The organism is Amycolatopsis sp. cmx-11-51 (genome assembly GCF_047608665.1).
In the GTDB taxonomy this organism is placed as follows: Bacteria; Actinomycetota; Actinomycetes; order Mycobacteriales; family Pseudonocardiaceae; genus Amycolatopsis.
In genome coordinates this window covers 178,557-204,601 of the sequence record NZ_JADNQO010000001.1, presented here as the reverse complement: position 1 = coordinate 204,601, position 26,045 = coordinate 178,557, and the positions used below count along the sequence as shown (strand labels likewise).

Genomic DNA, 26,045 nt, shown 5'->3' with positions numbered 1-26,045 from the left:
GTCGCGAAAGCCACTTTCCGAGACATCAGACGTCGCGAAAGTGGCTTTCGCGACACCCGGGAGACCAAAAGCGGCAGCAAAGGTCCCCTGCTCCCGCGCCGAAGCGGCCCTGGGCCACCTCAGGTGACTGTGTGGGTTTCGGGACATCTAACGTCCAAAATCCACGCGATCAGTTAGCGTCCGCTACGCGGGGTGAGGGGTGTGTGGAAATAGGGACACTCAACGTCTCTATTTCCACACACCCTCCTGTCATCCGCCTGGTCACGCCTCGCGGCAGGTCAGTTGGCGTGCAGGGCCGCGTTCAGCTCGATCCCGACGCCGGTGCGCGCGACGACCTCGACGGTGCCGGTCCCGGAATTCCGCCGGAAGACCGCGCCCGAGATGCCCGACAGCTCCAGCGCCTTAACGACCTTGCCCTCGAAGTTCACCTTCGTGCCCGCCGTGACGTACAGGCCGGCTTCGACGACCGAGTCGTCGCCGAGCGAGATGCCGACGCCGCCGTTCGCGCCGATCAGGCAGCGCTCGCCGATCGAAATGGTCTCCCTGCCGCCACCGGACAGCGTGCCCATGATCGACGCGCCGCCGCCGACGTCGGAGCCGTCACCGACCACGACGCCCGCCGAGATCCGGCCTTCGACCATGGAGGCGCCGAGCGTGCCGGCGTTGAAATTGACGAAGCCCTCGTGCATGACCGTGGTGCCGTTGGCCAGATGCGCGCCGAGGCGGGCGCGGTCGGCGTCGGCGATGCGGACGCCGGTGGGCACGACGTAGTCCACCATCCGCGGGAACTTGTCCACGCTGTAGACGGTGACGTTGCCGCGCGCCCGCAGCCGCAGCCGGGTCGCCTCGAAGCCCTCGACGGGGCACGGCCCGTGGTTGGTCCACACGACGTTCGCCAGCAGGCCGAAGACGCCGTCCAGGCTCGCGCCGTGTGGCTGGACCAGGCGGTGCGACAGCAAGTGAAGGCGCAGGTAGACGTCGTGTGTGTCACCGGGGGCGTCGGCGAGGCCGGCGATGGTCGTGCGGACCGCGACGACCTCGACACCGCGGTCGGTGTCCGGCCCGAGCTGGGCGGCGGCCGCCTCGCCGAGGGCCTCGGTGGCCTCTTCGGCGGTCAGCCGCACCGTGCCGGGCTTGCCCTCGGCACGCTCGGTCAGCTTGGGCAGCGGGAACCAGGTGTCCAGCACCGTGCCGTCGGTCGTGACGGTGGCCAGTCCGACGCCGGTGGCGCCGGTCGTTTCGGGATCAGGGGTCTGCTCGCTCACGCCCTGAACGGTAACCCAGTGACCGACGTCAGCCGCCGACGAGGCTCTTCACCGAGGTCAGTGCCGCCGACATGGCACCGAGGGCCTGTCCGCACGGGCCGCCGGGGGCAGGCTGGTCCTGGCAGTTCGTGGTGCGGAACGCCGAGATCGGGCGATCGAGGGCGTCGGCGTGCGACGACAGGTCCGGGCGGCGCTTGCGGATGCCGCCCGCGGCGCCGGAGAGTTCGGTGACGTACTTCTGGCAGCCCTTGGGCGACTCGGTCCCCGGCGCCAGATAGCACTGGTCGGTGGTCAGCGCCTTGAGCTTGATCGGCAGCACGTCCGGCGCCGTGCTCTGGGTGGGCTTCACCGTCACCGGGACCTCGCCCGATCCGCAGCCGCCGAGCAGCAGGAGAAGGCAGGCCAAGATCGCTCGCATGCGCACTCCTTCACGGTAGCCCGGCGACCACGCGGGTACGGTGCGGGCATGCCTTCGCTCGATCTGCACGCGGACCCCGTCGACCTCACCGCCGCGCTGGTGGACATCTTCAGCGTCTCGGAAGAGGAGAAGGTCATCGCGGACACCGTGCAGGCCGCGCTGGAGACGCAGGCACCGCACCTCGAGGTGATCCGCAACGGCGACGCCGTCCTCGCCCGCACGAATCTCGGCCGCTCTTCGCGGGTGATGCTGGCCGGGCATCTCGACACCGTTCCGGTCAACGAGAACCTGCCGGTACGTCGTGAGGGGACCGGCGACGACGAGGTCCTGCACGGCCTGGGCACTGTCGACATGAAGAGCGGCGACGCCGTCTTCCTGCACCTCGCCGCCGCTCTGCGCGAGCCGAGGCACGACCTGACCTTCGTGTTCTACGACTGTGAAGAGATCGAAGCGACGAAGAACGGCCTCGGCCGTATCGAGCGCGAGCTGCCCGAGTGGCTGCGGGCGGACCTCGCGATTCTCGGCGAACCGTCGAACGGTGGTATCGAGGGTGGTTGCCAGGGCACGATGCGGATCGAGATCCGCGTCGAAGGCGTCCGAGCGCACACCGCGCGCGGTTGGATGGGCGTCAACGCGATCCACGGCCTCGCCGAACCGCTGCGCAGGCTGGCCGAGTACACGCCGCGGGTGGTCGACATCGACGGCCTGACCTACCGCGAAGGCCTGCAGGCCACGAAGATCGGCGGCGGTGTCGCGGGCAACGTCGTGCCGGACGAGGCCGTGCTCACGATCAACCACCGGTTCGCCCCCGACCGCGGCGCCGAGGAGGCGGAGGCACACCTTCGCGAGGTCTTCGAGGGCTACGACGTCAAGATCGTCGACTTGTCGCCGGGTGCGCTGCCTGGTCTGAGCGCCCCCGCGGCGGCTGAATTGGTCGCGGCGGCAGGCGGCAAGGCGGTCGCGAAGCTGGGCTGGACCGATGTCGCGCGCTTCGCGGCTCTCGGAATTCCGGCGGTGAACTTCGGGCCAGGCGACCCGACGCTGGCGCACACGCGGCAGGAGAACGTGCGGGCCGGTCAGATCCGGCAGGTCGCCGCGGTGCTGCGCGAGTTCCTCAGCTAGCCAGGGCGAGCAGTTCCTCGATCGCCCCCTCTGGACCGCCATGAGTGAGGTACGCGATGGCGAACATGGGCGCGATGACCCGGCTCCAGGCGTACAACCTGTCTCCGTCGAGCCCGCACGCGCTCGCCACCACCTGGCACCGGGCCCCGACACCCTCGTGTCCGGCGCCGGACACCACGTAGTCGACGGCGTCGTAACACGGATCGCCCACGCATGCCTTCGGATCGATCGCGATCAGCCCGCGCGACGGGCCGCCGTCCAGGACGTTGCCGAGGTGCAGATCGCCGTGGAGCAACACGACCCTGTCCTGCGTGTCCAGCAATGTCTCACAGCGCTTTATCGCCCGCCGCCAGGTTTCCTTGCCGATCCGGGCGTCGATGGCCGGATCGGTCAGCCTCCGGCCGATCCGGTCGAAGGCCTCCTCGCACCGGCCGCGCAGGCTCCACGGCCAGTGCGCGGGCGTGTCCACGGAGTGCAGCGCGGCGAGCAGCTCTCCCCACCGCTGTGGCAACGACGGCGAGGGCAGGTCCTCGGCCTCGGTGCCCGGCAGGATCTCCTCCAGCACCATCGCTCCGGCGTCCGCGTCGGCGGCCAGCACGGCGGGCACGCGGCCCGATGAGGCGAACACCCGCAGCATCTCGATCTGCTTGGCCGGCAGCGCCCGGTCCGGACTGAGTTTGAGTACCGCCGGGGTCCCGTCGGACCAGCGGCAACGCAGGACGACGGACGAGGCGCCGCTCTCGAACAACTCGCCGAGCACGAAGCCCCACCGGGAGGCTAGCCGCGCGGCGAGAGACGGAACCCCGGCGAGCCATTCTTCGGCCTCAGGACCGAATCGGCTCACCAGCCGGGTACGGATGTCTTCCCTGTCCACTTCGGTCATTTCGGAATGTCCTCCTCGGCGCCTAGTAGGAGCAGTCCGCGCCGCAACAGATCCACGGCCTCTTCGGTTCGCCCCTGGTCGCGAAGCAGCTCTCCCGCTTTGTCCACCGAAGCGGCCAGTACGCCGCGAGCCTCGCGGAGGGCGGCGATGTCGATGGCGTGCGCGAAGTTAGTTTCGGCTGCTTCGAGGTCTCCGCGTGCCAGAGCGAGTAAGCCCTGCTGGAACGTAAGGGACGCGGAGTGTGGCGAGTCCTCCGGGATGGCTTCGGCCGCTTCGGCGAGCAGCACGGCGGCGTCGTCGAGACGGCCGAGTTCGCGGCAGAGATCGGCGAGTTCCAGGGTGACGGCAGGATCGGACACGGCCGCTCGTGACGCGCGAAGGTCCGCGAGAGCGCCATCGAGATCGTCGGTTCGCCGGACCAGCGCCCGCGCGAACAAGCACCGGGCCAGCACCGGCCGCAGCGCGCGTTCGTGGAGCAGGTCGTGCAGCGCCGACACGGCGGCGACGGCGTCGGCTACCCGTCCTTCGCCGAGATAGGCCTCGGCCAGCCGACGCTGGTTCTCGGTGAGCTCGGCCAGGATCTCCTCGCCGCCGCGGACCAGCCGGAGCGCCTCGCCGGCGTGGTGCGCGGCATGGGTGGTCTCGCCGAGGCGGAGCTGCCCGTCGGCGAGGTACGCGTGCAGCGTCAACAGGAGCACCGGATGCGGATGACGGTCGAGGCTCGCGTCGAGCGCGGTCCGGAGCAGGTGCATGGCGTGGTGTGGCTCGCCGCGGTCGATCAGCGTGTTCGCCCGCAGCGCCATGGCCAGTTCCCGGTACGGCGGGATGTCGTCGTCGAGAGCGGTTTCGGCGGCGGCCACCAGTCGCGGCCGAGCTTCGCCTTCGGCGTACCGTGCGAGCCACAGCCAGGCGAGCCCGGCCTGGCGGGTCCTGCCGATCCCCTTCGCGTGCCGCGCCAGCCGCCGCATCTTCGGCGCCGAGCCGTTTCCCGCGAGGAAGTCCGCCGCGGCGGCCGCGATGTCCAGCTCGAGCCGGACGTCGTCGCGGGGCGAGGTCACGCCGAGCAGTTCGCCGGTGTCCACCCCGAGCCGCGCGGCGAAGTGGCGCAGCGCGTCACCGGACGGGGTCCGGGCACCCGTCTCGACGGACGAGACGTACGCGGCGGTGTAGTGCGGTTCGGCGAGTTCGCGCTGCGTCAGGCCGCGTTCGGCGCGCAACCGCCGTAGCCGTCCGCCGACCTCCTCGCCCATACCCGGGAACGATACGGCCGACCGCGCCGAAGGTTGCGCGCGTATCCCACCGACCGACCGCATTTAGTCCTCTAGTTGCGGTCCTTGCACACGCAACTACCGCAACTAGAGGACTAAATGCGCCAGGTATCGCGCGAGATGCTCAGCGGCCCTGGAGTGACTTCACGTTTTTCCCGAAGGTCCAGTTCCGCGAACCGTCCCAGTTGATCGACCAGGTCATGAGACCCTTGAGCGCCGGAATGCTCCGGTACGCCTGGGAAACCAGGCTCGGCGCCATGTAGCCTCCACCGGCTCCGGCCTGTGCGGGCAGACCCGGCGCCTGCTTGTCATAGGGAACCCGGATCGTCTGGCCCTGGATCACCAGGCCCTTGTCGAGGCAATTCGTCTGCGCGACGAAGCCCTGCACCGTCCCGGCCTGGTACGAATCGCCGGAGCAGCCGTACATGCTTCCGTTGTAGTACTGCATGTTCAGCCACCACAGCCTGCCGTTGTCCGCGTACTTCTTGATGACCGGCAGGTACGCGCCCCAGATCGAGCCGTAGACGACGCTGCCACCGGTGACGTACGCGGTCTCGGGCGCCATGGTGAGCCCGAAGTTCGACGGCATCGCCGCGAGTACGCCGTCGATGATGCGGATGAGGTTCTTCTGGGACGCGGAAAGCGTGTTGATGTTCCCGTTGCCGACGAGGCCGGTCTCGATGTCGATGTCGATCCCGTCGAAGTTGTACTTCTTCAGGATCGGCACGATGGTCGCGACGAACCTGTCCGCCACGGTGGCCGAGTTCAGGTCGATGCCCGCGGTGGCACCGCCGATCGACATCAGGATCGTCGCGCCCGCGTCCTTGGCGGCGCACATTTCGGACGGAGTCGCGACCTTCACAGTCGCGTCCATCCCATCCTCCCATTTTGCCGTTCCGTCGGACAGGATGACCGGAAAGGCCGCGTTGATCACGTTGTACCCGTTGGCCTTGATCCGCGCGTCGGTGATCGGGATCCAGCCCATCGGCGGATGGACGCCGTTCGAGGCCCCGTCCCAGTTCTCCCAGTAGCCCTGCAGGACCTTGCCCGCCGGCTTCGATTTGACCGCGCAGACCTCGGCGTCCACCGACGCCTGCGCCGGGGTCAGGACGACCAAGGTGGTGACGGCGAGTGCCGCCGCGCCGGTGATTGCGAGCAGCCGTGAGACGCGACCGAACATACCCAGCTCCCATCTCGAAAGCGATTGTGAACGAACAGGAAGCGGCCGTTCGGCTCAACATAGGTCGCCGTGCATGAGTGGCGCTACCGACGATCGGGTGGTCTAGACCAGATATCGAAGAGTTGCCGGATTCTTCCCCGCGAAAGGACAGGGCCATCTCACGAAGCCGGGTGTCCCCGTGAGATGGCCCTGTCGATTCAGCGGGTCAGACGGTGATGGTCCAGCTGTCGAGGGTGCCGGTGTCCTGGGCGTAGGCGTCGTAGAGCACGAGCGTCCAAGTGCCGGAAGCGGCCTCGTTGGTCACCGGGACCGAGTAGTCCCGGGTACCGAGGTCGGTGCACGGAAGGGATCCGGTGGCCTTGACCGAGTAAGTACTGCCGTCGGGTGCCTTCAGACTGATGCGAAGGTCCTCGGAGCAGGTGTGCGTCCCGGTGACGGTCACCTTGACCGGCGATGTCGCCGAACCCGTTGCGGTGGAGGTGATCGGGCTGTTCACCGTGGCGTAGTCGTTCAGCGCGAAGTCGGCGCCGTTGGTGAACGTGCGCACGCCGGCGTTGCCGACGGTGAGCGTGTACTGCGCCGTGCGGTCCACCGAGGTCCCGTCACCGGTCACCGTGATCGTGCTGGTGCCTTCAGGGGTGCTCGCCGACGTCGCGATGGTGAGCGTCGAGGATCCGCCCGACTGCACAGAAGCCGGGTTGAACGTCGCGGTGGCTCCGGCGGGTAGACCGCTGGCGCTCAGTGAAACCGTTTGTGCCGCACCGGAAGTGGTCGCGGTGTTGACCGTGACGGTCGCCGACTGTCCTGGTTGGACGGTGCCGGAGGCCGGGGAGAGGCCGAGCGAGAAGTCGGGACTCGTGGAGGCGCCGACGGCCAGCTTCCAGACCGCGTAGGCGATCGCGTCGCTGTTCTTCTCCAGCGGGGTGTCCGGGATGTTGGACAGCGTGTCGCAGGCGCGGTGGTAGCAGCTGTCGAACGCCCTTCCGGCGGTGCCGCCCCATTTCTGTTGCTGTGCGGCGCTCTTGGTGTAGCCGGCGCCGGTCGCGAGACCGCCGACCGGGATGCCCGCGCTCTTGAACGACGCGTGGTCCGAGCGGCCGTCGCCTTCGGTGTCGCCTTCGGTCCGGATGCCGATCGACGTGAAGTACTCGTCGAACACGGCCTTGACCGAAGCCACGTCGTCGTAGACGAAGTAGCCCCAGTTGTCGGAGCCGATCATGTCGAAGTTCAGGTAGGTCTTGATCTTCGTGCGCTCGGCGGCGGGCAGGTTGGCGACGTAGTGCTTGGACCCGCGCAGGCCGGACTCCTCGTCGGCCCACCAGCCGAAGCGGACCCGCTTGGCCATCGTCGGGTTCTCACGGGCCAGCGTCAGCGCGACTTCGAGGATCGAGGCCGAGCCCGAACCGTTGTCGTTGATGCCGGGGCCTGCGGCGACGCTGTCGAGGTGCGCACCCAGCATGATGACCTGGTTGGCGTCACCCTGCGGCCATTCCGCGATGATGTTCTGGTTCTGACCCGCGCAGCTCGTGCAGGTCTGCAGCGTGACGTTGTAGCCGGCGCCGCGCAGCTTCTGCGCCACATAGGACACCGACGCCGGATAGCCCGGCCGTCCCGAGGCGCGGTTGCCGCCGTTCTGGTTGGCGATCGTCTGCAGTGCGCTCAGGTGCGCCTTGACGTTGGCCAGCGAGATGTCCGGCGCGGCGTTGCCTGCCGCCTGCGCGGGCGCCGTGACGACGCCCAATACGGCGGCCATGCCGATGACGGCCACTCCTAATCGTTTTCCCCACTTCATGCCGGGGTTTCCTTCCTGGATCGGGTTTGCGTGAAGGACTCCTTCCCTCGACCGAGTCGAGGGAAGGAGTCCTTCACGCGCGAGGGAGAGCTAGACGGTGATCGACCAGCTGCTGAGCGTGCCGGTGTCCTGTGCGTAGGCGTCGTAGACCACGAGGGTCCAGGTGCCTGCCGCGACTTCGTTGGTCACCGGGACCGAGTAGTTCCGGGTGCCCAGATCGGTGCAGGGCAGGGAACCGGTCGCCTTCACCGAGTACGTGCTGCCATCGGGGGCCTTCAGGCTGATGCGAAGGTCCTCGGAGCAGGTGTGCGTCCCGGTGACCGTCACCTTCACCGGCGACACGGCGTTGCCGGTCGCGGTCGAGGTGATCGAGCTGTTCACCGTGGCGTAGTCGTTCAGCGGGAAGTCGGTGTCGTTGCTGAACGACCGGATGTTGCCGCCGGTGCCGACGGTCAGCGTGTACTGCGCGGTGTGCGCGCCGCTGGCCGCGGTGCCGGTCACCGTGATGGTGCTGGTGCCTTCAGGGGTGCTCGCCGACGTCGCGATGGTGAGCGTCGAGGAGGCACCGGACTGGACCGAAGCGGGGTTGAACGTCGCGGTCGCCCCGGCCGGGAGACCACTGGCGCTCAGCGCCACCGACTGTGCCGCACCGTTGACGGTCGCGGTGTTCACCGTGGCGGTCGCCGATTCGCCGGGCTTGACCGTGCCGGACGCCGGGGTGACGCCGACCGAGAAGTCGGAGCCGCTCGGGGTGCACGAGGTCGGTTCACCGGTCGCCGCGGGGACACTGATGGCCTCCCACGCCGCCTTGGTGGTGTTGAACTCGGTGCAGGAACCCGGGTACAGCGCGAGCGCCGCTTCCAGGGTGGCCTTGCGGGCCGCCCGGTGGTTCCAGCTGGAGGTCTTCTTCAACAGGCCGTTGTAGAAGATCTTCCCCGCCTTCTGGATGCCGATGCCGGTGATCGAGGTGTTGTTGCAGGTCGGGCTGGCAGGCTTGCCGACCGGGGCGGTTCCTTCGGCCAGCAGGTAGAACCAGTGGTTCTGCGGGCCCGCCGCGGCGTGCACCTCGGTGTTCGGGATGGACGACGAGTAGCAGTTCGGGTTGCCCGAGATCCTGCTCGGCTGGTTCATGTAGCGGATCGGGCCCTGTCCGACCAGGTTCACGCCCTCGCCGACGTCATAGTCGGGGCGGTCCTTGGCGTTGTTCGCGTAGTGCTCGGTGAGGGCACCGAAGATGTCACCGGTGGACTCGTTGAGGCCGCCGTTCTCGTTGCCGCTGCCCGCGCCGCCCGGCGTGGTCTGGAAGATGGCGTGGCCGTACTCGTGCGCGACGACGTCCATCGGGGTGGCCTGGCGCTGGCTGTCGGAGGAGCGGCCGTAGGTGGTCGAGGAGCCGTTCCAGTAGGCGTTGGCCTGGTTCAGGCCGACGTAGGCGGGGAAGCCGCCGCCGTTGCCGTTGATGCCGTTGCGGCCGAGCCATTCGCTCAGCATCTTCCACTCGGTCTGGACGCCGAAGAGCGCGTCGACACAAGCGGTTTCCAGGTCGGTGCCGGAACCGTTGCCCCAGTTGTCGTCCGGCCCGGAGAACGGCGAACCGTTCTGGCGGGCACAGCTGATGTTGCTGCGCTGCGGGTCGCGCATGGTGTAGGTGCCGCCGGAGTTCGTCGTGTCGATGGTGACGTTGCCGACGTAGTAACTGTTCCCGGCGCCCAGCACACTGGCTTCGTTCGACGTCGCCTTGGCGGCGGTGGAGAAGTTTGACATCTTGACGTCGTCACGCGTCTGGAGGACAGCGCCGGTGGCGCCGTCCACGAACACGTGCAGGTTGCTCGGCGTCGCCGCCTTGGTGCCCGCGACGACGACCTCGTAAGCGAGCTTGGGGGAGTTCCCGGCCAGCACGACGAGATTCGGCGCGGTGACACTGTCTACTTCGGACAGCTGTGCGCGGGCGACCTCGGCCGCCTTCGCCGCGGTGATCTTGGCCTTGGTGCCGACCGAGATCGCCGCGGTCTCCGCGGCGCTGGTGCCGCGGACGCGCCCGGCGCCGTCGGCGACCACCACCGCGTCCCCGCCGACGACCGGCAGGCCACGGTAGGTCCGTTCGTAAGCGGCGTAGAAGAGTCCTCCACCACCAGAGGTCAGTCCGACGCGGCGGAAGCCTTCGTCGGCACCCTTGCGCAACTGGTCCACACCGGTCGCGGCGGCCCGGTCGGCCGCGCTCGCGGCCACGGAGTCGGGGCTCGCGGGTTGGACGGTCGCGGTGGTCGCGTTCGCCGGGGTCACCGGGAACGTCATGCTCAGGGCAAGGCCGGCGATGGCCGCCAACCCTGTTCTGAGCCCTCGCTGAACGGTCATGGGGAACCTTCCATGGGCAGGACCGTGAACCCGGACGGCCACAGGCGCGACGGGGGATTCGACCGAGTCGGGGAGCACGGCGGGGGACGGGGAGCGTGTCCATTCGGATAACTGGAGTTATCTCGATGGACACGTCCGAGTAAAGGAGCCGGTCACGGGAGGCGTCAATGGGCCGGATGGCCTAGCGGGACGGGTGAAGATCACTATGCGAGGAATAAAATCCCTGTGTAGTAAGGCTTTTGTCGCCAGTCGCGATATATAGCGACTTTCGTATGGTTTTCAGTCCGTTGGCCCGGAATCGGACATAGCGGCCGCGCGGACGCCGCGCCGATAGGCCTCCGCGGCTTTGTCGATTAATCCGCGGGCGCGCAAAGTATCGCCCAGATGCAGCGAAGTGGCGACGAGTGCGCCGCGCAGTTCGGACTTTTCCTGTGCGGTGGCGGCTTCTTCGAGCAACGCGGTCGCCTTGGGCAGATCGCCGCGGGCACGGGCGATGAGTCCCAGCAAGCGGAGAACCTCCGCCTTGGCCTCGACGTCGGGGGATCGATCCAGAAGCGGCCGGATCCCCTCGGCGAGTTCGGCGGCCTCGTCGAGTGCCCCTTGGCGGCGGCGGACGTCGGCGAGTTCGATGGTCGCGCCGAGGACGCCTTCACGCGAACCGGCTTTGGCGAGGAGGTCGCGGGCGAGCAGCAGTTCGGCGTGCGCGTCGTCGAGTTTGCCCAGCCGTCGCCACAGGAAGCCACGGGCCCAGCGGCTCCGGGCGGCGTCACGGTCGTAGCCGATGGAGGTGAACAGCCGCAACGCCCGCGAAAGGTCCTTTTCGGCGCGGTCGGCCAGGCCGATCGCCTGCCACAGCTGCGCGGCTTGCCGGTGGTACCGCGCGGAGATGTCCTTGCGGTGTGCGGAAGCCAGCGCCCGACGCCCTTCTTCGGCGGCCCGCCGCGCACGGCGGAGCGCACCCATTTCGATGAGCGGGTGGATCAGCGCGGTCACCAGCGCGAGTTCGGCGTCGGGGTCGACGGGGCCGGCGGCGCGGAGCCCGGCGAGCGCGGTTTCGGCCAGTGCGACCGCCGCGCCCAGGTCGCCCGACAGCGCGCGGCAGGCGGCGACGCGGTTGACGATCATCGCGCGCAACCGAGGTGACGCGGCGTCGGCGAGTTCCATGGCGTAGGCGAACCCTTTGTCCGCCAACGGGATGTCGTAGCGCTGCCAGTCGACCTCGCCGAGATAGAACCGCGCGTGGCACTGGACGTCGGGCAGGCGGTACGCGGCAGCTCGCTGTTCTATCCGCGCGAATTCGCGCTCGGCGGCCCCGAGTCCGCCTTGTTGCAATTCCCGATATGCACTTTCCAGCGCGTCGGTGAGTTCCGCGGCGGCGCCCGGCGGCCTGCCGAAGCGGAGTTCGTCCGCGGTCAGCCCGAGCCGTCGCGCGAGATGGGTCAGGACGTCGTCCGAGGGCACGCGGCTGCCGGACTCGACTTTGGCGAGGAAACCGCGGTCGTACCGGGGCTCGGCGAGCTCACGCTGGGTCAGCCCGCGCGCCTTGCGCAACCGCCGGATCCGCGCGCCGAGCGATTCGGCCTCGGTTCGCAGGGAGGGCATCAGTCCACGGTAGACGATTTCCCGAGTACCGGACTGACCTCGGACGAGAGTTCGCGCTGATCTGTGTCGTCGCGGATGCCGACGTGTAGACAGTCGGTGCCGACTTTGAGGCAACGTTCTCTTCCAGGGGCTCAATCTGTGGGATACCCGCTGACAGTGGTCCCGTTCCGGTGACTTTCACCCGGCGAATCGGACATATTGACTGGGGGTGCTCCTGGCGCTAGCGTCATGCGCCATAAAAAGGAAACTTTCTTAACTAATTCGAGCGGGGCGCCGATGATGGTGAGTTCCTGGTCCAGGGCGGTGGCCGCGGTGTCGGCACTGGTCCTCGGGGGTTTGACGGTTCCGGCGGTTTCGGCCGCGGCGGCGGTGCGAGGAGAGGTCCGGGTCGATCAGGTCGGCTACGGCATCACCGAGACCAAGTACGCCTATCTGCTGTCCAGCGCGCCGGGGTCGTTCTCGGTGGTCGACGAACGAGGCTGGACCGTCCATCGTGGACGGACCGGGCCCTCGTTCGGTGCGTGGAACGCGAAGTACCCGGCGGTGTACCAGCTCGACCTGTCGAAGGTCTGGCTGCCGGGCAAGTACCGGATCGAGGTCAGCGGCGAGACCAAGGCGACCTCGCCGACGTTCCGGGTGGACACGAGGCAGCGGCTCTTCACGCCGCTCGTCCGCGCCACCAACGAGTTCTTCCAGGCGCAGCGCGACGGTGACGACATCATCCCCGGGCGTCTCGGCAGGAAGCCTTCACACCTGGCGGACAAGGAGGCCACGGTCTACGACTGGCCGGTGTTCGTCGGCGAGGGCGGCGACGAGATCGCCGAACCGCTGAAGCCGGTCGGTGGGCCGATCGACGTCGAAGGCGGCTGGGTCGACGCGGGCGACTTCGTCAAGTTCACCTCGAACACGGCGTATTCACTGGCGGAGATGGGTTATGTGCTCCGCGAGGGCTACGACCCGGTGCTGGCCAAGGAGGTCACGCTCGGCCTCGACTGGCTCGACAAGATGTGGGACCAGCGGAACAAGACGCTCTACGCCCAGGTCGGGATCGGGACGGGCAGCGACGAATTCGGGTTCCTCGGCGATCACGACGTCTGGCGGAACCCGCACGACGACGACCCGCTCGACGTGAAATCCGGTGACCCCAAGTACTTCGTCAAACACCGGCCGGTCTTCCCCGCCAACCCCGGCGGTTCCGCGCTCAGCCCGAACCTCGCCGGCCGCGTGGCCTCCGCGTTCGCGCTCGGCGCGCAGGTCGAGGCGAAGCGGAACCCCGCTCTGGCGAAGAAGTACCTCGCCGAGGCCGCCTCGGTCTTCGCGCAGGCCAAGACCAAGGACGTCGGCGAGCTCGTCACCGCGTTCCCGCACGCGTACTACCCGGAATCGTCCTGGCGGGACGACATGGAACTCGGCGCGACACAGCTCGCTTTGGCGGGCAAGGCCTTGCGGGACCCGCGATCGGTCGAATGGACGCGGCAGGCGTCGCATTGGGCGAAGGCTTACATCGACCTCGAAGAGAAGAGCACGCTCAACCTGTACGACACCAGCGCGCTGGCACACGCCGAACTGGCGAAGCTCCTGCGGCACGGCGTCCCGGGTGCCGCGCTCGGCCCGAAGGAGCTGATCGGCGACCTGCGGCGTCAGCTCGACGAAGGTGTCGCGAACGCGGCGAAGAGTCCTTTCCGGACCGCTGTGTCCGTCACCGACTTCGACGCCGCCAGCAAGAGCTTCGGCTTCGCCGCGACCGAGCGGTTGTACGCCGACGTGACCGGTGACCGGCGGTACGCGGCGTTCGGTTCGCAGCAACGGAACTTCACCCTGGGCGCGAACGCTTGGGGCATCTCGCTGGTCGTCGGGGTCGGCACGACGTCCCCGAAATGCCCGCACCACCAGGCGGCCAACCTCGCGGGTGAGGACAAGGTGCTCTACGGCGCTGTCGTGAACGGACCGAACGGGGCCGAACACTTCGCGGACCTTCCGTTCCCTGCCGGGGCGAAGGAGTGCACGAAGCCGTACGACGCCTTCGACACGGCCGAGTCCCGTTACACCGACGACCTCGCCTCATGGCCGAGCAACGAGCCCGCCATCGACTTCACCTCGACGGCGATGCTCGCGTTCTCGCTGGCAGGACGTTCCTAGACGCGTTCGTGGGGCCCGCTCTCCGGCGGGCCCCACGTTCGCGAATCCGACAACTCCTGTTCGCGGCGATGCTGCCGCTCCAGACGGTGACGACGTCGTAGTCTTGGTTGGGTGAGTGAGACAAACAGCGAGTTCCCCGACGGCCAGTACCCGGAACGTCCGATCGAGCGCCACAAGGGCCCGGTCGTGCTGCGGCGGGATCGCCGTGACCAGGGCAGCAGCACCACCGACCAGCGCCTGCTGGACTCACGGGGGCCGAGCGACTGGGTGCACACCGACCCGTGGCGCGTGCTGCGGATCCAGGCGGAGTTCGTCGAGGGCTTCGGCGCGCTGGCCGAGGTGCCGCGCGCGGTGACCGTGTTCGGCTCGGCGCGGACCAAACGGGACCACCCGGAATACGAACTCGGCCGCAAGATCGGCGGCGCGCTCGCCGACGCCGGCTTCGCGGTGATGACCGGCGGCGGCCCCGGCGCGATGGAAGCGGTGAACCGCGGCGCCAACGAAGCGGGCGGGTTCTCCGTCGGCCTCGGCATCGAGCTGCCGTTCGAGCAGGGCCTGAACCCGTGGGTCGACCTCGGCGTCAACTTCCGGTACTTCTTCGCCCGCAAGACGATGTTCATCAAGTACTCGCAGGCGTTCATCTGCCTGCCCGGTGGCTTCGGCACGCTCGACGAGCTGTTCGAGGCGCTCACCCTGGTGCAGACGAAGAAGGTCACGAAGTTCCCGGTCGTGCTGTTCGGTAGCGACTACTGGGGCGGCCTGTACGACTGGATCGCCAAGACGCTGCTCGCCGAGGGCAAAATCGGCGAGAAGGACCTCGACCTGCTGCACGTCACCGACGACATCGACGACGCCGTGCGGGTCGTGCAGGACTCGTACCAGGCATGGGACGACACCCACTGATGGCGGCTCCGCGCCGGGTGTGCGTCTTCTGCGGTTCGTCGATGGGCTTCGATCCGCGCTACGCCGATGAGGCACGCGCGCTGGGGACACTGCTGGCTTCGCGGGGGATCGGGCTCGTCTACGGCGGTGCCTCGGTCGGGACCATGGGCGTCATCGCGGACGCCGCGCTGGCCGCGGGCGGAGAGGTGATCGGCGTGATCCCGGAGGCGCTGGGCAGCGTCGAAATCGCACACGCCGGCCTGACCGAACTGCACGCCGTCGCCGACATGCACCAGCGCAAGGCGAAAATGGCCGCGCTGTCCGACGGGTTCCTCGCGCTGCCGGGCGGGGCCGGGACGCTGGAGGAGCTGTTCGAGGTCTGGACGTGGGCGCAGCTCGGGCTGCACGAGAAGCCGATCGGGCTGGTCGACGTCGGCGGGTACTACGCGCCGCTGCTGAAGTTCGCCGACCACATGGTGTCGGAGGGTTTCCTGTCGGCTGGGTACCGGGACATGCTTTCGATCGATTCGGACGCTTCGGTGCTTCTGGACGGCTTCGCGGGCTACGTGCCTCCGCCGCGTCCTAAGTGGGTTAAGTAGGGCTCTTTTAGTGCATGAAGGCCCCTTTGCTTGCGCCTAGGTACAGGAAGGGGGCCTTTCTGTACTTGGAGGGTTGTGAGGGGCGAGCTTTCTTCGCTTAGGCGGTAAGGAGGCCTTCACGTGCCGCTGCGGTGACGCCTGGAGCCGCTGGAGCCGCTGGGGCCGCGAAGTGCCGGTCCGTGAAGGCCCCCTTGAGGGACCCAGGGTCCGTGAAGGACTCCTTGAGGGACCCAGGGTCCGTGAAGGACTCCTTGAGGGACTCAGAAGTTCGTGAAGGTCGCCGGGATGGGTGGCTGTGTTTGGGTCAGCTAACGCCCCAAGATCCACCCAGTCACCTACCCCGGCCAGCGGAACCTCCACCGAGCGTCGTCGGGGAAGCAAGGGACCTTTGCTATCGCCGGAGCGTCAGGCGGCGCTCTGATCAGGGCGTTTGTGATACGAGTCGACGTACTCCTGCCCCGAAAGCTCCAGGATCGTGTACATGATCTCGTCGGTCACCGAGCGCCGGATCGCCGGTGACGAGTCCTGTCCTTCATACCGCGAGAAGTCCAAGGGCGAGCCGTAGGTGACCGTGATCTTCGCCCGTCGGGGGATCCGCTTTCCGGGAGGCTGCAGGTCCTCGGTGCCGGAAAGAGCGACGGGGACGACCTTCGCGCCGGTCGCCAGCGCGAGGGCCGCGACGCCGGTGTGGCCGCGGTGCAGTCGTCCGTCCAGCGAGCGGGTGCCCTCGGGGTAGATCGCGAACGCGCCGCCCGCGTCGAGCACCTTCCGCGCCGCCTCCAGTGCGGCGAGACCGGCCTGCGCGTTGCCGCGTTGGACGGGGACGTAGCCGAGGCCGCCCAGGAAACCCGCCATCAGTTTGCCCCTGAGCCCGCGGCCGGTGAAGTACTCCGCCTTGCCGAGGAACTTGACCGGCCGCATCGCCGTGAAAGTGATCACGCCGGTGTCCAGGGCCGCCCGGTGGTTGGGCGCCAGCAGCACGGGCCCGGCGGCGGGGATGTTCTCCACGCCGCGGATCTCGGGGCGGTACAGCGCCCTGACCAGCGGGCCCAGCACGAATCGGACGAGTAACGGTAGCAAGGTTCCTCCATCGACGGGGTGTCGGACTCCAGCATGGCACGATCACTACTCATGAGTTGGTTCGAGCGGCGCACGTGGCAGAACCCCGGTTGGACGCTCGACGACATCGTCGCCGCGAAGGGTGACCGGACGGTTTCGGTCGTGCTACCGGCACTCGACGAAGAGGACACCGTCGCCGAAGTCGTCGGCACGGTGCGGCCGCTGCTGGGCACGGTCGTCGACGAGTTGGTCGTGATGGATTCCGGGTCCACCGACGCCACCGCCGAGCTCGCCGAACGGGCCGGCGCGCGGGTGGTGCACCGCGAGGACGTGCTCCCCGGACTGCCGCCGGTGCCGGGCAAGGGCGAAGTGCTGTGGCGGTCGCTGGCCGCGACGACCGGCGACGTCGTCGTGTTCCTCGACTCCGACCTGGTCGACCCGGATCCGGCGTTCGTGCCGACCCTGCTCGGGCCCCTGCTCTGCGAAGACGGCGTCCACCTGGTCAAAGGTTTTTACCGGCGACCGCTGCGGCTGGAGAGCAGCGGTGGCGGCCGGGTCACCGAGCTGCTGGCGCGACCGGTCCTCTCGGCGCTGCGCCCGTCGCTCTCGGGGCTCATCCAGCCCCTGGGCGGCGAGTACGCCGCGACGCGCGAGTTCCTCGAGTCAGTGCCCTTCGCGGCCGGGTACGGCGTCGAGATCGGGCTCATCCTCGACGCCGAAGCGCGCTACGGCCTCGAAGGACTCGCACAGGTCAACCTCGGCGTACGCAAGCACCGCAACCGCTCGCTGCTTCAGCTGGGTGTGATGGCGCGGCAGATCCTCGGGACGGCGCTCGCGCGCTGCGGCATCAAGTCGGACGACCCGGCTCAGCTCACCCAGTTCGCGCAAGTAGAGGACGAGTGGCTGCCGGAGGTGGCCGAGATATCGGTGAGGGACCGGCCGCCGATGCGGGACGTGCGCGGTTTAACCCACCCGTAGTACTTCGTCGAACCCGGCCACGTGCGCTTCGCGATGCGTCACGAGGACGACGGTGCCGCGCGCGGCCGCGAGGACGTCTGCCAGGACGGCGTCGCCGTGTTCCGGGTCCAGCCCTTCGACCGGCTCGTCCAGCACCAGGACCGGCGGGGCGGCCAGCACCGCCCGCGCGAGCACGAGCCGCTGGCGCTGCCCGCCAGACAGAGCGTCGCCATCGGAGCCGACCTCGCGGTCGAGTGGCAGAGCGAAGTCCGCCGTTTCACACGCCGAGAGCAGCTCCGGGTCGGTCGCGCCGGGCTTCGCGAGCAGCAGGTTCTCCCGGACTGTCGTGTGGAAGACGTGCGCGTCCGCGAGTGCGCCCGAAACCACCGACGGCAGCAGCGCCGGGTCGTACACGTCCAGCGGCCTTCCGTTCAGCAGCGCGCGCCCGGACGTCGGCGCCACGGAACCCAGCAGCACGTTCAGCAACGTCGTCTTCCCGGCACCGCTCGGCCCCAGGATCCCGAGCCGCTTGCCCGGCGGGAGGTCGAGGTCGACGCCGTCCAGCGTCGGAGCCCTGCCCTCGAAACGCACGCCGACGCCTTCGAGCCGCAGGTGTCCAGATTCAGGCACCAGCGTTCCACGCGCGGGAGCGGGCTCGGCCAGCAGCGTGCGCACCCGCCCCGCCGACGCGCGGACCTCGACCCAGCGCTGGGCGGCCGCGGTCAGCGGAAGGACCAGCTCGAACACGGCCAGCGCGCCCAGGGCCAGCGCCGCCGTCAGCGGCGGTGAAACCCCGGCGGTCAGCGCGATCGTGACGCAGGTCAGCAGCTGGACGAGCAGCCCGGCCGCGGTCAGCAGACTGGTCCGGTTCGCCGTCGCCCGGTCCCGGGAGGCGAGGGCGTCGACAGCGGTGTGCGCGGCGTCCACAGTGGACTCGTGCACGCCGTAGGCGATCAGCTCCCGTCGTCCGCTGATCAGTTCGACCGACCGTTCGGCCAGATCCGCCCGCGCTGGAGCGCTCTGCTCCGCCGCCGCGCGAGTGATCCGCACGCAAAGCCATGGCAACCCGATCCCGGCGATGGCGAGGCCGAGCGCCAGCACCAGACCGGCCATCGGGCTGACGATCAACGCGACCGTGGTCGACACAAGGCCCACGAAGGCGGCGACCCCGGCGGGCAGCAGGCAGCGGAGGATCGCGTCCTGCACGGCGTCCACATCGGACACCAGGCGCGTGACGAGGTCGCCGCCGGAATGCCGGGAAACCCGGTGCGGCACCAGCGACGTGTACACGCGGGTCCGCAAGGCGCCGAGATAGCGCAGGACGACTTCGTGCCCGGCGAGCCGTTCCGCGTAACGCAGTCCGCCGCGCAGCAACGCCAGTGTCCGGACGGCGACGATCGCCACCGTGAGCGAAGCCAGTGGCGGCTGCTCGGCCGCCTTCAGCAGCAGCCACGCCGCGGTGGCCATCAGCGCCAGTCCGGCCAGTTCGGCACCGGCCGCGATCAGCCCGGCGCGCACCAATCGGACAGTGTCCTTTGCGGACACACCCCAGACGTTCACACGAGTTCCCGTTCTCTCAGTGCGCCATTGCGGACTTCGAAGACGCGGACGGCCAGCTCGGCCATGGCTGGCCGGTGGGCCACGAGCACCGCGGTCCGGCCGGTGAGCAGTTCGCGGGTCGCGCCGAGCACGGCCGCTTCGGTCTCCGCGTCGAGCCGGGCGGTCGGTTCGTCGAGCAGCACCAGGCCCGCCTCCGTGCGGGCAAGCGCCCTGGCGAGCCCGAGCCGTTGCCGCTGCCCGGCCGAAAGCGGCGCGCCCAGTTCCCCGATCCGCGTCCGGTAGCCGCCGGGCAGCCCCCGCACGACCTCGTCGAACGCCGCCGCGCGGGCCGCCGCCTGGACGTCCGGCACCCGGCCCATGGCGATGTTCTCCTCGACGGTCCCGGTGAACAACGTCGGCCGTTGCGGCACCCAGGCCGTCCTGGCCCGCCACGGCATCGGATCCAGTTCACGCAGGTCGACGCCGTCGACGAGGACCCGGCCGGACGTCGGCGTGACAAAGCCCAGCAGGACAGCCAGCAGCGTGCTCTTCCCGGAACCACTGGGGCCGATGAGCGCGACGTGCTCGCCCGCCTCGATCGCCAAGTCCACTTCGGACAGAACGATCTCGTCGCCGTACGCGACGCTCACCTTCTCCAGCACGATCCGCGGCGCACCACGGCCTGCCACCTGAGAACCCCGGACGGTCTCGTCCGCGGGGACGGCCAGCGCCTCCCGCAGGGTGGCGAGCCCTTCCTCGCTGGCGTGGAACTTCGCCCCGGCCGCCCGCAACGGCAGGTAGGCCTCGGGGGCGAGCAACAGCACCAGTACGGCCGTGTGCACCACCATCCCGCCTTCCAGCAGCCGGAAACCGATCGGCACCGCGACGAGCGCCACCGAAAGCGTCGCCACCAATTCCAGCACCAGCGCGGACAGGAACGCGACCCGCAGCGTGCGCATCGTCGCGTCCGTATGCGCGTCCGCCATCGCCCGTACCGTCTTCGCCTGCGCGGCGGCGCGGCCGAACACCTTCAGCGTGCCGAGCCCGCGTACGACGTCGAAAAAATGCCCGCCCAGCTTCGAAAGCAGTTGCCACTGCTTCGCCGTCTTGGCCATCGCGAGCTGGCCGACCAGGATCGCGAACACCGGGATCAACGGCAGTGTCGCGGTGATGATCAGCGCCGACGCGAGATCCGCGGTGAACAACCGGACGAGCACGGCGACCGGCACGATCGCCGACAGCACCAGCGTCGGCAGGTAGCCGGTCAGGTAGGCGTCACCGGCGTCGATCCCTTTGGTCACCAAAGTCGCGACCTCACCGGGATTTTCCGCTTCCGCGCCGAGAAGCCGCTTGCGCAGTCCGGCTTTGACCGTCGCCGCGAACCGGCCGCCGAGCGAACCTTGAACACCCGTGAGCAGCACCCGCGCCGCGATCGCCGCCGCGAGCGTCCAGGTCACGCCGCCGCCGGTGAGCAGCGTCGCGAGGCCGTCCGCCTGGACGAGGATCGCCACGGCGGTCAGCGTGCCGAGCACGGCCAGCACACCGAAATGGCGTCGCAGTCCGGGAAGGGGAGGCATCATCAGCTCCTAGAAGTGCAGCAACGAGCGCTGGTCGACGCGGTCGCCGTGCCCACGCCAGGTCACCCACTGCACGGCGGCGATCACCACCAGCGCGGGCGGCAGGACAAAAGTGAGCAGACCGAGCGTCTCGGAGCTGGCGGCCGCTTCCGTCAGGCTCAGCGAAAACCCGCCGTCCACAGAGGACACGAGCGTGTCCGGCAGGCGCAGCGTTCCGACGGCCAGCACCGGTGACGCGGACAGAACCATCGTGGCGACCAGTGCCGCCTTGTGCCGTCCCGCCCGCAGTGCCGTGAACGCGACACCCAGCGCTCCGAACGCCAGCCCGATCGCGGGCAGTACGGTCCACGACGCGGTGGTCTCGATCGCGCCCCAGGCGACCGCCACGACCAGGAACGCGAGCGCGGGCGCGAGCAGGGCCCTGGCGATCCGGTTCGCGCCGTCGGTGAATTCGACAGGCGCTCGGACAGCGAGGAAAGCCGCTCCCTGTAAGGCGAACAGCGCGACGAACCCGGCGCCCCAGAGCAGCGCGTACGGTTCGAACACGGCGAGGACACCGCCTGTCGGCAGCCCCTTGGCGTCGAGCGGGAGCCCGAGGACGAGGTTGCCGAGGAACACGCCCCAGGACACCGCCGTCACCCAGGCGCCGACGGTGATCGCGAGCGTCCAGGTGCCACGTCCGGCGTCCGGCCGCCTGCTGCGCAACTGCACCGCCGCGGTGAACGTGACCAGCCCGAGCAGCAGGGTGACGACCGGGAGGTACGCCCCAGAGAACACTTTTCCTTCCAGGTGTGGGAAGGCGCCGAACAGGACGCCGACCGCGGCCACCAGCCAGACCTCGTTGGCGAGAAAGAACGGGCCGAAAGCGCCGAGCACGCGCCGTCGTCCTTCCTCGTCACGGCTGAGCCTGCCGAGCAGCATCCCGACGCCGTAGTCGTAGCCCGCCAGCGCGAAATAGCCGCCGGTCAGGAAACCGAGCACACACCACCACAGGATCACCATGGTCAGACTCCGCTCAGGACTAGATTTTCAGCTTGAGGCATCTTCGCCTCGCCTTCGGGTTCCGGGCCGCGTTTGGCGACCCGCGACATCAGCACCCAGTCGGCGACCGTGAGTACCGCGAACAACAGCGTGAAAGCGATGAAGGAGAACAGGATCTGGCCCGCCGGGATCGACGCGACGGCGTCCGCGGTGGTCAACTGACCGCGAATCAGCCATGGCTGCCTGCCGATCTCCCGCACGAGCCAGCCGGAGATCGCGGCGAAGAACGGCAGCGGGATGGCCAGCACCATCACGTACAGCAGCGGCCGCACCTTGGTGATCCAGTTTCGGAACAGCAGCAGCGTGCCGAGGATCGAGGCGAGGAAGGCGATGAAGCCGAGCTGGATCATGAACCCCAGTGGGGCGCCGACCAGCGGTTCCGGTGATTCGAGCTTCCTGGCGTGGTATTCCCCGAGCGGGCCGAACTGGGCGAAACCGAAGCCGATCACCATCGCGCTGCCCACCAGCGAGGTGAGCACGCCGATCCGCATCGAGGACCGGAAGAACTCGATCTCCTTGGTGCGCTTGATGAAGTGGTACGCGCTGACGCCGACCACGAAGAAACCGCCGGTCATCAACGCCGCGCTCAGTACATGGGGCAGCGACATCGTCAGCGCCGGGTTGGTGAACAGCGCACCGAAGTCGTCGAGTTTCAGCACGCCGTTCTCGGCGTGCGTGCCGACCGGGTTCTGCAGGAACGAGTTGGCCACCATGATGAACAGTGCCGAGGCGTACGCGGTCAGCGTGATCAGCCAGATCAGGGTCAGGTGGACCCCTTTGTTCAGCCGCCCCCAGCCGAAGATCCACAGTCCGAGGAAGGTCGATTCGGCGAAGAACGCCACCAGTGTCTCGATGGCCAGCGGTGCGCCGAAGACGTCGCCCGCGACCGTGGACAAGCCGGTCCAGGTCAGCCCGAACTGGAATTCCATCACGATTCCGGTGACGATTCCCAGCGCGTAATTGATCAGGTAAAGCTTGCCCCAGAAACGGGTCATCCGCATGAGCTCCGGCTTGCCGCCGAGCGCGGAACGTGTCTGCATCACCGCGACGAGTGTCACGAGCCCCAGTGTGAGCAGCACGAACAGGAAGTGGAACGAGGTCGTCGTCGCGAACTGGAGTCTCGCGATCGGGAGTGCGTCCATGCCGAGGCACTGTATACGTAGGCTGGCTACATGTAGCCACCAAATCTATGAATCAGGGGTGATCTCGGGGACATTCCCTGAGGCGGGTCCGGGAAAGATCCGGCTACCCTGGTCGGCGGCGATGTGTAGACTGTCTATCTATGAAGGCCGACAGCCTGCGCGGGCACCTCGACGCGTTGCTCCTAGCCGTCCTCGACGGCCGGAAGCTGCACGGGTACGCCATCATCGAGGCGCTCCAGCTCCGCAGTGACGGTGCGCTCGACCTGCCGACGGGCACCGTCTACCCGGCGCTTCGCCGGTTGGAGCGCGCCGGTTTCCTCGCCAGCGAATGGGACGTCGTATCCGGCCGCAAACGTCGTACGTACAAGCTCACCCGCTCCGGGCAGAAGGCGCTGGCGGCGGAACGGGCGGAGTGGCAGGAGTTCACCACGGTCATAGGTGGTGTCCTCGGGGGGAGCACGGCATGAGCGCGATCGAGGCCTACATCTCGGAACTGGACAGACGGTTGAGCGGGTCGGCGGAGGCCAAGGCCGATCTGCTCACCGAGGCGAGGGACGGCCTGACCGACGCGGCCGAGGCCTACCGTGCCGGCGGTGCCGGCGAGGCGGACGCCGAGCGGCGGGCCGTCGCCGATTTCGGCCCCGCCGACCTGATCGCCCGTGACTACCAGGCGGAACTGGGACTGCGGCGTGACATCCGTGTCCTGTGGGAGCTGATCGTCGGTGTCCCCGTGCTGCTCGTCGGCTGGGACCTCCTGCGGGTGCTGAGCTTTGGCGACTGGTCGCGGTTCGGTGACCCGCCGCCGTCCTGGTACCACCGCGCGATCGGCGCGGCCGACACCGTGGCGGCGCTGTCCCCGGTGGTCGCGGTCGCCGGCGTGATCGCGGCACGGCTGCTTTCGCGGCGGACGGACGGCCCGCGTGCCGCGCGCTTTATTTCGCTGTCCGTGGCCGCGGCGGTGGGGCTGAACCTCATCGCGGTCGCGTTGTACGGCGGCGCGACCGGGCTGCTGGAGCCCGCGCGGCTGATCGTCAGCGTGCCGTGCGCGGTCCTGTCCGGCGCGTGGATCCTGTTCAGCATGCGGCTCACGGTCGCCGCGCGCCGTCACCGGCGGCCGGCTATGGCGATCGCGGCCTGACCGCGCGGAGCATCGGGAGAACTACGGCATGACTGTGATCGAGGCCTATCTCGGTGACCTGCGCGCGCGGCTGGACGGTCCGGCGTCGGCCAAACGGGACCTGCTCCGCGAGGCGCGGGACGGGCTCAACGACGCCGCCGACGCCTACCGCGAGGGCGGCTGGAGCGAGCACGAGGCGCAGCGGCGCGCCGTCGACGACTTCGGGCCGGCGTACCTGATCGCGCGGGACTATCAGGCCGAACTGGGCATGCACAGCGGCACGCGCACCCTCTGGAAGCTGATCCTCGGCGTGCCGATGATGCAGCTCGCCTGGGAATTCGCCCGCAAATGGACTTTCGGCGACTGGTCGCAGCTCGAGGCCACCCCGGCTTGGTACAAGTACATCGCCCAGTTCACCCACGGTTCGGTGTTCATCGTGCCGGTGCTGGGGGTGTTCGCCCTCCTCTGCATGCGCTGGCTCTCCCGGCGGATGGACGGGGTCAAGCTGGTCAGGACCATCGGCGTGCTGATCGGCGAGGCCGTCGGGCTGAACCTGCTTTCGGTGGCGCTGCTGGTGATCGCCACCGGGCTCATCGACGCGTCACGGCTGTTCCTGTCCGTGCCGTGCGGGATCCTGATGGTCATCTGGGTGGTGCTCAGCGTGCGACTCGCGTTGCTGGCGCGACGATCGTGGCGTTCGTGTGCCACGATCGTCGCGTGACGACCGCCCTGATCTACCTCGTAGTCATGCTGCTGGTGGCCGCAGTGGTGTTTCTGCTGGCCGCCGTGGTGTTCGGCCGGGGTGAGGAACTGGCCCCGCTGTCCCCCGGCAGTTCGCCGACCAGACTGCCCGCCGAGGACATTACCGCCGAGGACGTCTACGCCGTCCGCTACCAGATGGTGGTGCGCGGCTACAAGATGTCCGAAGTGGACTGGGTGATGCGGCGTCTCGGCGTCGAGATCGACGAACTGCGGTCCAAGGTGGCCGAGCTGGAGGCCGAGCGCGAGGGCGCCAGGTGACCGATGTCGTCGTCTCCGTCGACGTCGCGGTACCGGCCGGGACGGCTTGGCTCGCCCTGACCGACTGGGAACGCCAGGGCGAATGGATGCTCGGCACCGAGGTCAAGGTCGTCGAGGGCAACGGGCGCAGCGTGGGCTCGAAGCTGTCGGCCTTCACCGGCGTCGCCGGGATCGGGTTCACCGACACCATGGAGATCACCAGCTGGGAGCCACCGCTGCGCTGCGTCGTCCGGCACCTCGGCAAGATCGTGCAGGGCACCGGGGTGTTCCAGGTGATCGAAAAGGGGCCGCATTCGTCGACGTTCGTCTGGGCGGAGCAGCTGCGGCCGCCGTTCGGCGTCGTCGGGCGGCTCGGCTGGCCGGTCGCGAAACCGGGGTTCGAGCTGGGGCTGCGGCTGTGCCTGCAGAAGTTCGTGAAGTACGCGGAGGGGTACCGGGTTGGCTGAGGCGGGTTTGCTGGGCACGGACGGGATCAAGCGGTGCTCATGGGGTAACTCGGCCCCGGACTACGTCGAGTACCACGACACCGAATGGGGCGTGCCGCTTCACGGGGACGAAGAGTTGTACGAGCGCTTGTGCCTTGAGTCGTTCCAGTCCGGGCTCTCGTGGATCACGATCCTGCGCAAGCGGGAGTCGTTCCGGAAGGCGTTCAAGAAGTTCAAGCCGAAGAAGGTCGCCGTCTTCACCGACGACGACGTCGAACGGCTGATGCAGGACGCGTCGATCGTGCGGAACCGGGCGAAGATCCTGGCAGCGATCAACAACGCGCGCGTGATCGCGGAGCTGGACGGTGCACTGGACGACCTGCTGTGGTCGTTCGCGCCCGCGCGGCAGAAGCGGCCCCGCACGATGGCGGACGTCCCGGCGATCACCGACGAGTCGAAGGCGATGGCGAAGGACCTCAAGAAGCGCGGGTTCGTGTTCCTGGGGCCGACGACCTGTTACGCGCTGATGCAGGCGACCGGGATGGTCGACGACCACGTGAAGGACTGCTTCCGGGCCGGTTAGGCCCTCTCGAAGCGTGTCTTCAGGTTTCCGCAGCCGGGCCGCGGCATCAGCTGGTCCTTCACCCAGCCGTATCAGCGGCC

Annotated in this window: 24 protein-coding genes; 11 read left to right on the top strand and 13 right to left on the bottom strand. The window is 68.7% G+C overall.

The window, feature by feature from the left end; all coding sequences use genetic code 11:
* Window positions 1-278 precede the first annotated feature (278 nt).
* Window positions 279-1,265: a 2,3,4,5-tetrahydropyridine-2,6-dicarboxylate N-succinyltransferase gene (dapD, locus tag ACM6LU_RS00930; protein ID WP_414935654.1), complete on the bottom strand. Its 987-nt coding sequence runs from the start codon at window positions 1,263-1,265 to the stop codon at window positions 279-281.
* Between the two features lie 28 nt (window positions 1,266-1,293).
* Complete coding sequence (locus tag ACM6LU_RS00925) at window positions 1,294-1,683, bottom strand: hypothetical protein (protein ID WP_414935653.1); 390 nt, start codon at window positions 1,681-1,683, stop codon at window positions 1,294-1,296.
* A 48-nt stretch (window positions 1,684-1,731) separates the two neighbouring features.
* Here ACM6LU_RS00925 and dapE point away from each other — a divergent pair, with 48 nt between their 5' ends.
* Entirely contained in the window at window positions 1,732-2,805 is a 1,074-nt protein-coding gene (gene dapE, locus ACM6LU_RS00920) for a succinyl-diaminopimelate desuccinylase (RefSeq protein WP_414935652.1), read from the top strand.
* Here dapE and ACM6LU_RS00915 read toward each other — a convergent pair.
* From ACM6LU_RS00915 to ACM6LU_RS00890, 6 genes are all read right to left on the bottom strand, one after another.
* Window positions 2,798-3,688 carry an aminoglycoside phosphotransferase family protein gene (locus ACM6LU_RS00915; RefSeq protein WP_414935651.1) on the bottom strand — a complete coding sequence of 297 codons (891 nt, stop codon included), beginning with the start codon at window positions 3,686-3,688 and terminating at the stop codon, window positions 2,798-2,800. The two genes, dapE and ACM6LU_RS00915, sit on opposite strands and share 8 nt — an antisense overlap.
* Entirely contained in the window at window positions 3,685-4,938 is a 1,254-nt protein-coding gene (locus ACM6LU_RS00910; protein WP_414935650.1) for a helix-turn-helix domain-containing protein, read from the bottom strand. The genes ACM6LU_RS00915 and ACM6LU_RS00910 overlap by 4 nt, the downstream gene beginning before the upstream one ends.
* A 142-nt stretch (window positions 4,939-5,080) precedes the next feature.
* Window positions 5,081-6,136: a chitinase gene (locus tag ACM6LU_RS00905; protein ID WP_414935649.1), complete on the bottom strand. Its 1,056-nt coding sequence runs from the start codon at window positions 6,134-6,136 to the stop codon at window positions 5,081-5,083.
* Between the two features lie 205 nt (window positions 6,137-6,341).
* Entirely contained in the window at window positions 6,342-7,928 is a 1,587-nt protein-coding gene (locus ACM6LU_RS00900; protein ID WP_414935648.1) for a M20/M25/M40 family metallo-hydrolase, read from the bottom strand.
* Between the two features lie 90 nt (window positions 7,929-8,018).
* Complete coding sequence (locus ACM6LU_RS00895) at window positions 8,019-10,283, bottom strand: M4 family metallopeptidase (RefSeq protein WP_414935646.1); 2,265 nt, start codon at window positions 10,281-10,283, stop codon at window positions 8,019-8,021.
* A 279-nt stretch (window positions 10,284-10,562) separates the two neighbouring features.
* Window positions 10,563-11,885, bottom strand: a complete 1,323-nt coding sequence (locus ACM6LU_RS00890; RefSeq protein ID WP_414935645.1) for a tetratricopeptide repeat protein — start codon at window positions 11,883-11,885, stop codon at window positions 10,563-10,565.
* Between the two features lie 276 nt (window positions 11,886-12,161).
* Here ACM6LU_RS00890 and ACM6LU_RS00885 point away from each other — a divergent pair, with 276 nt between their 5' ends.
* From ACM6LU_RS00885 to ACM6LU_RS00875, 3 genes are all read left to right on the top strand, one after another.
* On the top strand, window positions 12,162-14,024 hold the full coding sequence (locus tag ACM6LU_RS00885; RefSeq protein WP_414935644.1) for a glycoside hydrolase family 9 protein: 1,863 nt from the start codon (window positions 12,162-12,164) through the stop codon (window positions 14,022-14,024).
* 111 nt (window positions 14,025-14,135) lie between these two features.
* Window positions 14,136-14,927 (top strand): TIGR00730 family Rossman fold protein, encoded by a 792-nt coding sequence (locus tag ACM6LU_RS00880; protein ID WP_414935643.1) that lies wholly within the window; start codon window positions 14,136-14,138, stop codon window positions 14,925-14,927.
* On the top strand, window positions 14,927-15,505 hold the full coding sequence (locus ACM6LU_RS00875; RefSeq protein WP_414937046.1) for a TIGR00730 family Rossman fold protein: 579 nt from the start codon (window positions 14,927-14,929) through the stop codon (window positions 15,503-15,505). Before ACM6LU_RS00880 ends, ACM6LU_RS00875 begins: the two co-directional genes overlap by 1 nt.
* Before the next feature lie 405 nt (window positions 15,506-15,910).
* Here ACM6LU_RS00875 and ACM6LU_RS00870 read toward each other — a convergent pair whose 3' ends face one another.
* A complete protein-coding gene (locus ACM6LU_RS00870; protein WP_414935642.1) occupies window positions 15,911-16,585 on the bottom strand; it encodes a lysophospholipid acyltransferase family protein in 675 nt (224 codons plus the stop codon).
* A gap of 51 nt (window positions 16,586-16,636) precedes the next feature.
* Between ACM6LU_RS00870 and ACM6LU_RS00865 the strand changes: the two genes are divergently transcribed.
* Window positions 16,637-17,542, top strand: coding sequence for a glucosyl-3-phosphoglycerate synthase (locus ACM6LU_RS00865; protein WP_414935641.1), 906 nt, complete (start codon window positions 16,637-16,639; stop codon window positions 17,540-17,542).
* On the opposite strand, the gene cydC is transcribed toward ACM6LU_RS00865, so the two are convergent.
* Genes cydC through ACM6LU_RS00845 form a run of 4 tightly spaced genes read right to left on the bottom strand, consistent with a single transcriptional unit; the run spans window position 17,528 to window position 22,820 of the window.
* Window positions 17,528-19,039 (bottom strand): thiol reductant ABC exporter subunit CydC, encoded by a 1,512-nt coding sequence (gene cydC / locus ACM6LU_RS00860; RefSeq protein WP_414935640.1) that lies wholly within the window; start codon window positions 19,037-19,039, stop codon window positions 17,528-17,530. The two genes, ACM6LU_RS00865 and cydC, sit on opposite strands and share 15 nt — an antisense overlap.
* 38 nt (window positions 19,040-19,077) lie before the next feature.
* Entirely contained in the window at window positions 19,078-20,637 is a 1,560-nt protein-coding gene (cydD, locus tag ACM6LU_RS00855) for a thiol reductant ABC exporter subunit CydD (protein WP_414935639.1), read from the bottom strand.
* Window positions 20,638-20,646: 9 nt separating this feature from the next.
* Window positions 20,647-21,639 (bottom strand): cytochrome d ubiquinol oxidase subunit II, encoded by a 993-nt coding sequence (locus ACM6LU_RS00850; RefSeq protein ID WP_414935638.1) that lies wholly within the window; start codon window positions 21,637-21,639, stop codon window positions 20,647-20,649.
* Between the two features lie 2 nt (window positions 21,640-21,641).
* Window positions 21,642-22,820: a cytochrome ubiquinol oxidase subunit I gene (locus tag ACM6LU_RS00845; RefSeq protein WP_414935637.1), complete on the bottom strand. Its 1,179-nt coding sequence runs from the start codon at window positions 22,818-22,820 to the stop codon at window positions 21,642-21,644.
* A 140-nt stretch (window positions 22,821-22,960) separates the two neighbouring features.
* On the opposite strand from ACM6LU_RS00845, the gene ACM6LU_RS00840 reads away from it, so the two are divergent.
* The 6 genes from ACM6LU_RS00840 to ACM6LU_RS00815 are packed head-to-tail and all read left to right on the top strand — an operon-like array spanning window position 22,961 to window position 25,965.
* A complete protein-coding gene (locus ACM6LU_RS00840; RefSeq protein ID WP_005155407.1) occupies window positions 22,961-23,287 on the top strand; it encodes a helix-turn-helix transcriptional regulator in 327 nt (108 codons plus the stop codon).
* Window positions 23,284-23,958: a permease prefix domain 1-containing protein gene (locus tag ACM6LU_RS00835; protein WP_414935636.1), complete on the top strand. Its 675-nt coding sequence runs from the start codon at window positions 23,284-23,286 to the stop codon at window positions 23,956-23,958. The genes ACM6LU_RS00840 and ACM6LU_RS00835 overlap by 4 nt, the downstream gene beginning before the upstream one ends.
* Before the next feature lie 28 nt (window positions 23,959-23,986).
* Window positions 23,987-24,658: a permease prefix domain 1-containing protein gene (locus ACM6LU_RS00830; RefSeq protein ID WP_414935635.1), complete on the top strand. Its 672-nt coding sequence runs from the start codon at window positions 23,987-23,989 to the stop codon at window positions 24,656-24,658.
* A complete protein-coding gene (locus ACM6LU_RS00825; RefSeq protein WP_414935634.1) occupies window positions 24,655-24,957 on the top strand; it encodes a DivIVA domain-containing protein in 303 nt (100 codons plus the stop codon). Before ACM6LU_RS00830 ends, ACM6LU_RS00825 begins: the two co-directional genes overlap by 4 nt.
* Window positions 24,954-25,403, top strand: coding sequence for an SRPBCC family protein (locus tag ACM6LU_RS00820; protein WP_414935633.1), 450 nt, complete (start codon window positions 24,954-24,956; stop codon window positions 25,401-25,403). Before ACM6LU_RS00825 ends, ACM6LU_RS00820 begins: the two co-directional genes overlap by 4 nt.
* Complete coding sequence (locus ACM6LU_RS00815) at window positions 25,396-25,965, top strand: DNA-3-methyladenine glycosylase I (RefSeq protein ID WP_414935632.1); 570 nt, start codon at window positions 25,396-25,398, stop codon at window positions 25,963-25,965. Before ACM6LU_RS00820 ends, ACM6LU_RS00815 begins: the two co-directional genes overlap by 8 nt.
* Window positions 25,966-26,045: the final 80 nt, after the last annotated feature.